This window comes from Psychrobacter sp., from assembly GCF_030454045.1.
Lineage (GTDB): Bacteria > Pseudomonadota > Gammaproteobacteria > Pseudomonadales > Moraxellaceae > Psychrobacter.
The window spans coordinates 1-8,739 of the sequence record NZ_JAKDJE010000100.1 but is presented as its reverse complement, the minus strand read 5'-3'; the positions used below and the strand labels follow the sequence as shown (position 1 = coordinate 8,739).

At 40.1% G+C, this 8,739-nt stretch carries 9 protein-coding genes; 3 read left to right on the top strand and 6 right to left on the bottom strand.

Features of this window, described 5'->3' with window-relative positions:
* Positions 1-303: 303 nt before the first annotated feature.
* The gene (locus L0G63_RS12845) at positions 304-1,365 is read right to left on the bottom strand and encodes a DUF3025 domain-containing protein (protein ID WP_301451006.1); all 1,062 of its coding nucleotides are present in this window, start codon (positions 1,363-1,365) and stop codon (positions 304-306) included.
* 126 nt (positions 1,366-1,491) lie between these two features.
* Between L0G63_RS12845 and L0G63_RS12840 the strand changes: the two genes are divergently transcribed.
* On the top strand, positions 1,492-2,208 hold the full coding sequence (locus tag L0G63_RS12840; RefSeq protein WP_301451005.1) for a metal-dependent hydrolase: 717 nt from the start codon (positions 1,492-1,494) through the stop codon (positions 2,206-2,208).
* Positions 2,209-2,253: 45 nt separating this feature from the next.
* Positions 2,254-2,814 carry a YchJ family protein gene (locus L0G63_RS12835; protein WP_301451004.1) on the top strand — a complete coding sequence of 187 codons (561 nt, stop codon included), beginning with the start codon at positions 2,254-2,256 and terminating at the stop codon, positions 2,812-2,814.
* Positions 2,815-2,822: 8 nt separating this feature from the next.
* On the opposite strand, the gene L0G63_RS12830 is transcribed toward L0G63_RS12835, so the two are convergent.
* The 5 genes from L0G63_RS12830 to L0G63_RS12810 form a co-directional block, all read right to left on the bottom strand.
* Positions 2,823-5,042 (bottom strand): NACHT domain-containing NTPase, encoded by a 2,220-nt coding sequence (locus L0G63_RS12830; RefSeq protein ID WP_301451003.1) that lies wholly within the window; start codon positions 5,040-5,042, stop codon positions 2,823-2,825.
* A 5-nt stretch (positions 5,043-5,047) separates the two neighbouring features.
* Positions 5,048-5,503, bottom strand: a complete 456-nt coding sequence (locus tag L0G63_RS12825) for a toll/interleukin-1 receptor domain-containing protein (protein ID WP_075103538.1) — start codon at positions 5,501-5,503, stop codon at positions 5,048-5,050.
* Positions 5,504-5,534: 31 nt separating this feature from the next.
* Positions 5,535-6,446: a class II glutamine amidotransferase gene (locus L0G63_RS12820; RefSeq protein ID WP_301451002.1), complete on the bottom strand. Its 912-nt coding sequence runs from the start codon at positions 6,444-6,446 to the stop codon at positions 5,535-5,537.
* The gene (locus L0G63_RS12815) at positions 6,447-6,776 is read right to left on the bottom strand and encodes a DUF2007 domain-containing protein (protein WP_301451001.1); all 330 of its coding nucleotides are present in this window, start codon (positions 6,774-6,776) and stop codon (positions 6,447-6,449) included.
* A gap of 71 nt (positions 6,777-6,847) precedes the next feature.
* The gene (locus L0G63_RS12810) at positions 6,848-8,083 is read right to left on the bottom strand and encodes a homoserine kinase (RefSeq protein WP_301451000.1); all 1,236 of its coding nucleotides are present in this window, start codon (positions 8,081-8,083) and stop codon (positions 6,848-6,850) included.
* Positions 8,084-8,370: 287 nt separating this feature from the next.
* Here L0G63_RS12810 and L0G63_RS12805 point away from each other — a divergent pair, with 287 nt between their 5' ends.
* A complete protein-coding gene (locus L0G63_RS12805; protein WP_301450999.1) occupies positions 8,371-8,739 on the top strand; it encodes a hypothetical protein in 369 nt (122 codons plus the stop codon).

The window sequence follows — 8,739 nt, the reverse complement described above, 5'->3', positions numbered from 1 at the left end:
CTTGGTAACCCGCCTCTTCAGTTTGATTTGCTTATTTCAAGTTGAGAGTGGGGTAAGTTTATGTATAACTGGTGGCTTGATAGACGATCGATACCGCTTTGGTCAGCAAGACAGGTTGATAGACTTGCTGGATATAATGCTGTATTGACAAAAAGAACATCCGCCCCTTTGATAATTAACAAAAATTCCTTATTACCATAACAAACAACCAAGTCTTTGTTAACGTCTAGACGTTGTCAAATCGTGGCACAATCGTAAACGTAACAAAGGTTTGGCCAGTCAATCTTAAATGGCTCATTCTTTTTATTTTTTATTTTTCTGACGGCGTCCACTGCGAAATACATAGCTGTCATCATAAAAGCTAGGTTCTGCGTTTTCTGCCCAAAAATGCGGCACACCTAAGATTGGCAGTGGCGACAGCTGACGCGGTGTCACCTCATCTTTTGACAGTAATGACGCCATATAGTCTGCGACTTTATCATCCAAAAAACGCACACGATCAGCTAATGGTAGGGTAAAGAAACGTTGGGTCACATGGATGACAATGCTGTGCGCGCATAAGGGTTTGCGCGGATGTAGTAACTGCTCTAACAAGGCATGTCCAAAGATATAGACGGCAGCTTGAGCGCTGTCATCAGGCTGTGTTGGATCGTCCCATTTATCACGGGGTCTCACCAAACTTGACTGCCAGTCGAAATCAACCAATGCCTTACCAACATTAGGGTCTGCCGTGACCAGCACTGCCCCATTCTCATCAAACACCGTAATAGTGTCGCGCACACGCCCTCGGCGCTCACTGATGCCTTGCTTGTCAATTTCTTGCATATGGTAATGATTCAGCATGGCTTTGGTCTTGGGAAAAGTCAGCCAAATGCTGCCGTTAAACAAATCGTGCAGATTGTCACGCGTCGGAATGTTGCCAGTTGTACCGATGAAATGCTCGTAAGCTTCGCCGTCGGGCAATGCATTTTGAGAGACAAACTGTAGCGTTTGAGGCGTTTGGTTATGGGTAGGTTTGGTCTGCGGTAATGGCTGTTGCAAATATTCAGCCTGCTGCTGCATCGCCGTTTTTAAGACGTTGGCAATCGTGTCAGGCGTACTGATGTTACAAGCATTGATACCATGCGTATCTAGACTTTCTGCATTATCCAGACTACCCGATTCATTTGAGCTATTCATCTGCTGACTTGGTCTACTTAGGCGCTCAATGCTGTTGCTGAGGTAATGTCGTTGAGTAATGTGCAACAGCCACGGCGCTTGCCAATCAATCTCAGCAAAGCTGTTATCAAGTGTGCCCTCTATTTTAGACGGCGGCTCAATACAGGCGGTAGAATCAGGTTTGGTAGGTAAATCACTGGCAGGCATAGGCGCTATCTCTTAAAGGCTATCTCTGTTAGATGTCTGGCTACTCTATGGTATCATGGTGCGCTTTTTTACAGCTAGATGCACCGCTCGAAAGGTCTTTTTGAGCGCTATGGATGAACAAGTTTTATGGCAAATTTTAATACCCACCTAAATGTCGCTTTTATGGTCAGCGGCACTCTGAGTTTGACGGTTTATAAGGCAGGCTTGATTGATGATTCAGGGTTTTTAGTATGCGTGGCGCTTGGTACCATCGGTGGATTACTACCAGACTTGGATTCTGATAATTCAACACCAATCAAGCTCGGTTTTAATATCACCTCGTTTGTCTTTGCTTTTGGTCTGGTCATGCATTGGCGCAGTGATTTGAGCTTGCTCGCATTGATCGCATTATGGCTCGCGGGGTATGGTTTTATGCGCTATGTGGTCTTTCATATTTTTACCACTATGACGGTGCATCGCGGCGTCATCCACTCTGTACCTTATATGGCGATACTTGGACTGGGGTTAACCTGTCTAAGCTATTATGGTCTGCATCTACCGCTGACCACCAGTTGGTTTTATGGCCTGTTTTTATTCGGTGGCGCGATCGTGCATTTGTCATTGGACGAGCTGTATAGTGTCAATTTGTCCAATATGAAAATGAAGCGCTCATCGGGCACCGCGATGAAGTTTTATCAGCCAAAAGACAAATGGTGGTATCTGCTCTTATATACTATCCTTGCACTACTGGTATATGTCGCCCCGCCTGTTGAGATGTTTTGGTCACGACTGAGCGACCCTTCTGCATGGGCGCAGCTCAAAGTCGGTATATTTCCAGAGTTGATAAAAAGCATGCTGCAATAAAGTTATCATAAGATCATTAAGCATAAACAAAAATTAGAGTAAAACATGCAACCTTCCCTACATACTTGCCCTTGCCAAATCAATCCAACAGCAGAGACGGCAAACGCGGCTCTTTCCTATCAAGACTGCTGTCAGCCCTATCATGATGCTTTTTATAATGAAGAAGTAGATGGTATAAAAGCGGAAACAGCCGAACGGCTCATGCGTACGCGCTATAGTGCATTTGTATTGATTAAGCCAGAGTATATCGTCAACACCACAGTACCTGCGCAGCAAGGCTTGCTTGACTTTGACGCGATTGAAAGCTGGGCGATGGAGACAGACTGGGCAGGATTAGAGATTGTAGAACACAAGCCAAAGCTTGGTAAAAGACATGCACAGGTTGAGTTTAAGGCTTATTTTAATACCAAAGATAATGCAAATGATTTAGCAGGAAAAATACAAGCGCACCACGAGTTGTCTGCTTTCGTAAAGGTTACAAACAAAACTAATCAAGATGCACGCTGGTACTTTTTAGATCCGACGGTTGCGATGACGGTGAGCCAAAAGCAGCCGTGTATCTGCGGGTCTGGTGAGAAATTTAAACGGTGTTGTGGGAAATTATAACAATCTAATCAAGAAGCCGATTTCTTTATTTTTAGAGAACTACCTTTGTTTTCCAACTCCATCCACCTTTGATGTTTCAAAGAAACATTCAACAACTGAGCTATTTTTTGTTTTTCCTTAAAATCTACTGGATACATATAAATATGCTGAATAATTAGCTGCTTCATAAGTCTTTGACATACTACATTACTACTAAAGCATTGATTTAGTCTAATAATTTCCTGAATATTCAGTGTTTTATTGAACTGTAGATCTATAGATAATTTTATTAAAGAATGCACTGGGGTATTCTTTGAACTTTCAATTTGGCGATAAACCTCAAAAGCTTCCTTAGACCCTATAGAGTGCGCTATTTTTTGTATTGTGGCATATAAAACATTATAGGTTAAGTGTAAATACGCTTGCTCAGCGTGCTCTTTAACTTCACTATTTGTCATACGAGAATCCAAAGCGATATTCTCAGCAATGAACCTCACTATACTTTCTTGCGCTTTATCAGATATATTTAAGAAAAAATTCAGAAATCTTAATCCTGCATCAATTCCATCTAGAGCAAGATTAGTTATAACTGATTTTTCAATACTAGCATGCCTGTTGTTTATTATTTGTCCAGCTATCTCCATAGATTTAAAAACTTTATTAATATTGGATAAAATATCGTACGATAGTTCATCTTGCTCAACATCCTCGTTATTCAATTTCTCTTGATTATCTAAGTACTCATTCTTCTTTTTTCGCTCTGTGCTAATCTCTCTTTGCTCAATAACCAGATCAGGAATTCTTTGCATAAAATTTTGTATAAATTTTAACTGATCTCTAGAGAAATTGGTTTCTTTTATAGGTGCAAAGAAGATAATAGAAGGTGAGAACTTATTAACAGTAACAGGAAACAGTTGAAAACCCCGTAAGTCTGAACCTCTCCATGGGGTAATTCTCTTTAACTCCTCGTCAAATTGTTCTTTCAGACACGATCTAATTTCATTCAATATCCAACTATTTTTTGTATGATGTGTGACAAAAATCAGTATATTAGCATAATCTTCTTTATGTAATTTTTTCAATAAATTTTCAGTAGCTTTTCTAGTCTCTGGACTTTCTGTATAAGATTCAGCTATTTTTTTAGCTACAAAAAAATAGTATATATATGGATACTTGAACTTATAGTCAATGCTATCAGTCATCAATATTGAACAACCAATTAAGCTTTCAGTAACTATATTTCTATCTGAAGAAAGAAATTTTCTTTCATACTCATCGAAAAATATATCTATGTCATTATAGTTTGGATTTTTATCATTTTTAAATATCCACCACGAAAGTTCCGTTAATACATTTAAATACTTCTCATATTGCTCCTTATGTATTTTTCCTGACTCGAAATTAGCATATATAAGTTGTTGGTAACAATGCCCGTATGATGTTAGCTCTACATTGAGCTTCTTATGTGCTTCAAACATTTGAAGTATCATTAATATATATACAGGTCTGGCTGGAACTATTTTTTTCTTTAAAACACCATCAATCTTACTTTTTACTAAATCTGTCTGTTTATAGTTTTCTCCTTCTGAAGATATTGACTCCTCCTTTCCTAGAGATACCCATCTACTAATTAGCTCTTCTCTTTTTTGATGACCTAATTCTAGTAGCTTAGGCTTTCTAAAGCTATCAAAGGAAGGTATATCGCTACTTATATAAGAATAATTAGACTCACAAGAAACTATAATTCTTATATTATTTTTCTCCAAATAATTAAAAAATTTATGGATATTATTCTTCTTTAAAGATATTTTTTCAAAGTCATCAATTAGAATAGTTTTCCTTTCATATGAAATAAATTCGGGTAACAATAAGTTAATATACTGCGACTCCAAAGCTTCGTTTATAGCTTTTTCATAGTTATTATTTATGTTTTTAGCTTGTAAATAAACACATACCTCACTATTTTTTAATATTTTAATGTAAAAAAATTTAAATAAAGATGTTTTCCCTATTTGTTCATCGCCAGATAGAATGAAATTTTCACGGCTTTCTAATACGGAAGACGATGTGTGTATATCAATAAGTTTTTCAGTTTTCTCATCATATTCTTGTATATCAGGAATAACATATATATCTTTCAATTTTACCTCACCAACTAAACGATGAGATAGTTTAACGCCAGTATCATTTAACCAAACTAAAAAACTATCTGTAATTGCAGTTCTAGAACTTTCTACAGATTTATCCACTTTGGCTAAAGTTTTTTTTTAGCTATTTCTTCTACAGCATTTTTTATTCCTTTAACAACATCTAACCATGCTTCATCTTCATCAGGCCAGCTCTTAACAGCTTTAGCATCCTTAGGTAAGCCTTGAAAACCTGAAAAGCACATATCTTTCCAGTCACAAGCTCTGACTACGATTGGAATAAGGATAGATTTACCTTCTTCATGCTGTTTGACAGCCGTTTTTACTTCTATATCCTGACTATAATCAGAATTTATAAAGCTTGAACTAACTAAAAATAGAATTATATCTGCTTCTGATAAATTACTATCGATTTCGTCTTTCCATTTTTGCCCAGGCATGATTTTTCTATCATGCCAAGCTTCTATTACGTTATTTCGTCTTAAAGAGGATAGGTGTTCCTCTAAATTTTCTTTGTAGGTTTCATCTTTGTGTGAGTAGCTGATAAATACTTTAGCAGACATATTTTTCTCCTATATAAAATTTACTATTAAACTAAACACTCGCCCCCACTTCCCGCGCAATAGCGATACCTTCATCAATGGTCAAAAACTTACGCTGGCTTGGGCTGTCTTTATAAATAATCTCACCCTCAGAGAAAATCAGACATTCATTGACCGCCAACTGTTGCCATTTTTCGTTTTCAGTCAATGGCACGGTCACCAAAATCGTCACCTTATCGGTATCGGTGGTGACATCACCGAAATTAATCGCCAAGTCATCATCCGCCAGTTTTGCCTCGCCAAATGGCGCTTTACGCGTGAGATAAAACAACAAACTACCCGCATACGCCATCTGCCATTTACCATTCGAGATCAAGCAGTTAAATAGACCATTGGCCGATAGATAGCGACATTGCGTGGTCAAAAAATTAAACAGTGTCTTGTCATCAGGACGCGATTTAAAGCTACTCTTTAGACGATTGACCAAATAGCAGAATGCCATTTCAGAATCGGTCGAGCCGACAGGCTGACAATGCCCGGCGTTACCATTGTCTTGTAGCCGCTGACAGCGCTCGATAAAGGCTTTATTCATCTGACCATTATGCGCAAATACCCACTGCTCGCCCCAGACTTCACGGACGAATGGATGGGTATTTGCCAAACAGTTCTGCCCTTGCGTCGCTTTACGAATATGCGCAATGACGTTCATGGCTTTGATTGGATAGTTATTCACCAGATCCGCCACAGGTGACAGATGGCTTGGGCGATTGTCATGGAACAAACGCAGCCCTGTTGAGGCGTTTGCAGACTCATCATGGCTATTCGCGCATTCGCTGCGCTCAAAAAATGCAATACCAAAGCCATCCTCGTGGCTGTCTGTCATTCCGCCGCGACGACGAAAGCCTGCAAAGCTAAAGCCAATATCCGTTGGGGTATTACAGTTCATTCCTAAGAGTTGACACATTTAATCGTTACCGCCGTTATTGTCGTCTATTATTGAGTTGCCTTGAGTAGCATTGCTTTGATTGGCAGATAGCGCATCAAAGTCAGCATCACTCATCTCATCAAGCAAAGCGGCACCATCAGTTGGGATGGTATCCAATATGCGCTGAGCTTCTGCCAAGTCGGTGTCTTCTACCCAGAGAACGATACCAGAGTTCATACCAGGGATTGCGCTGAGCGGCTGCAAGGACACGGTTATGCCGTTATTACGTAATAGATTGGCATGCAGCTCTCCTTGCATATTGGTATCAAAGCGCGCCAGTTTGTGCCAGTTGTCAACGTGATCGGTCATAACATTTTCCTTAAGCATAATGAGGGGCAGTTTTCATCAAAAACGTATGAAACCAGTACGTCTGATAAAAATTAAAATCCTTGCGACCAATGAATCTGACCGATTGGGTATTCATCTATATGAAAACCATTCGGATATGCTTTAAATCCAGATTGGTTTTTTAGCTGGCTAATAGCGGCTTGCGCTTGTTGCTCAGTGGCGAAAACCCCAATCAGCTTGAAGTCTTCGACATCATTGTTTCTATCATCATCTTTATAGCGGGCATGTTCAAGCACAAACACGGTATTTTGCGCTTTTTCTACCTGTGCCCAGTGATACGCGGCCAGACGCTTCATTAGGTCAGGATTTTTGACCATGATGTTATCACCCGTGCGTCCTTCGGTACGGTTGTAATGAATCACATTGAGGCGCAATAACCAAAAAATCACGGCCGCTTTTGCTAGCATCACAGGAAGTGCGCGCTTTTCCTCACCATTGAGTGGACGTATCGACTCATAACCTTGTAAGAATGCCGTCATTTTATTGCGGTCAAAGTTAACGGATTCGCCTTGTTCGGCGCCGCCCCACGTGGTACAAAAATCATTGATTGTGATGGCGATATCCATTACGTAATGCTCGACACTGACTTCGGTAAAGTCCAATAGACCCGTCAGATGCGCCTCGCCTTTTTGTAGATGCCATAAGGTATTGTCGGCGAACATATCTAAATGACATAGACCTTTTGGCAAGGTTGTCAGTGGCAATTCTGAATAAGAGCGCCAGATATCGCTCATCAGCTTGGCTTCGTCACCTGGCATGAACTGCATTTCACGGTCACGCACGTCGCTCCATGGATACAAAGGCACGCCATACTGCTCACTTGGCTGCAATGCTTGCAGCGTCTCATGCAGCATGGCTAATGCTGCGCCAATATCGTGACACATCGCTTGCGTGGTTTGCTCGGGATGTGAGCCTGCTAGACACGGCACTAAAGTGATGGCTTTGTCTTCGTAATGGATGACATAGCGTTTATCATCGCCATCTGTTTGCGAACCATTTGACTCAATAACGGCTAACGGGGCGGCGACTGGTAATTTGCCATTTAATTGATTAAGAATAACGGCCATTTTTTCGATATCAGCAGGCGGACGCTCTTCAAATAATGTAAAGACATAAGAGTATGTGCCCTCAACATCGTCAGTCGTTTGAATAAACCAGTTTGAGTTTTTGATACCTTGGGTGATCGGTACCGCACGGGCAAATGACACGCCAAAGCTTTGGCAAAAGGCGGCAAATTGATCATCAGTTAACTGGGTATAGACGGACATGAGCTTCTCTTTAATAAGTTTATTCAAATTAGCGTGAAATTTTAATGTTTCATTATACCGAAAATAGACTGACTGGCATCTACCAAGTTGCAGCCGTTACTATACCAGTCGCTCGCTGTATATTTTTACTTAGTAATTACGATATAGTAAAACACTACCTGATATATTGGCTTGAAAATGATAATGCTTAGACCACCTCAATTCAAAGCTCTATTTGCATACTCAATACCTTTAAATCGTGGTAATTTAGTCTGCACTAAATGTAGCGTAGTCCTGATGGAAATAAAATGATTAAAAACTGGTATCGTAAAACCATTAAACAACAAGCGATTATTAAACAAATAAACAAGCTAAATATTTTGCATACGCAACCTCAACGTATAGGTAGCTTACTAAGAGTAGAAGAATCGACCTGCTTACAAGACCTCAAGACCATCAACCCTTGCGAAGTCGGATTTATGACATATTTTGGCGGTGGCTGTGAGATACGTAATGCTAAGGTAGGTCGATACTGCTCAATCGGTAAAAACGTTACCATCGGTCTGTACAATCATCCAATCGATTTTTTGACCACTCATCCTATTTGTTTTCAAGGCGGTATTAAACTAGGGTGTGTTGACAATTACCGTAAATGGATAATCGTCGCTGCTAAATAG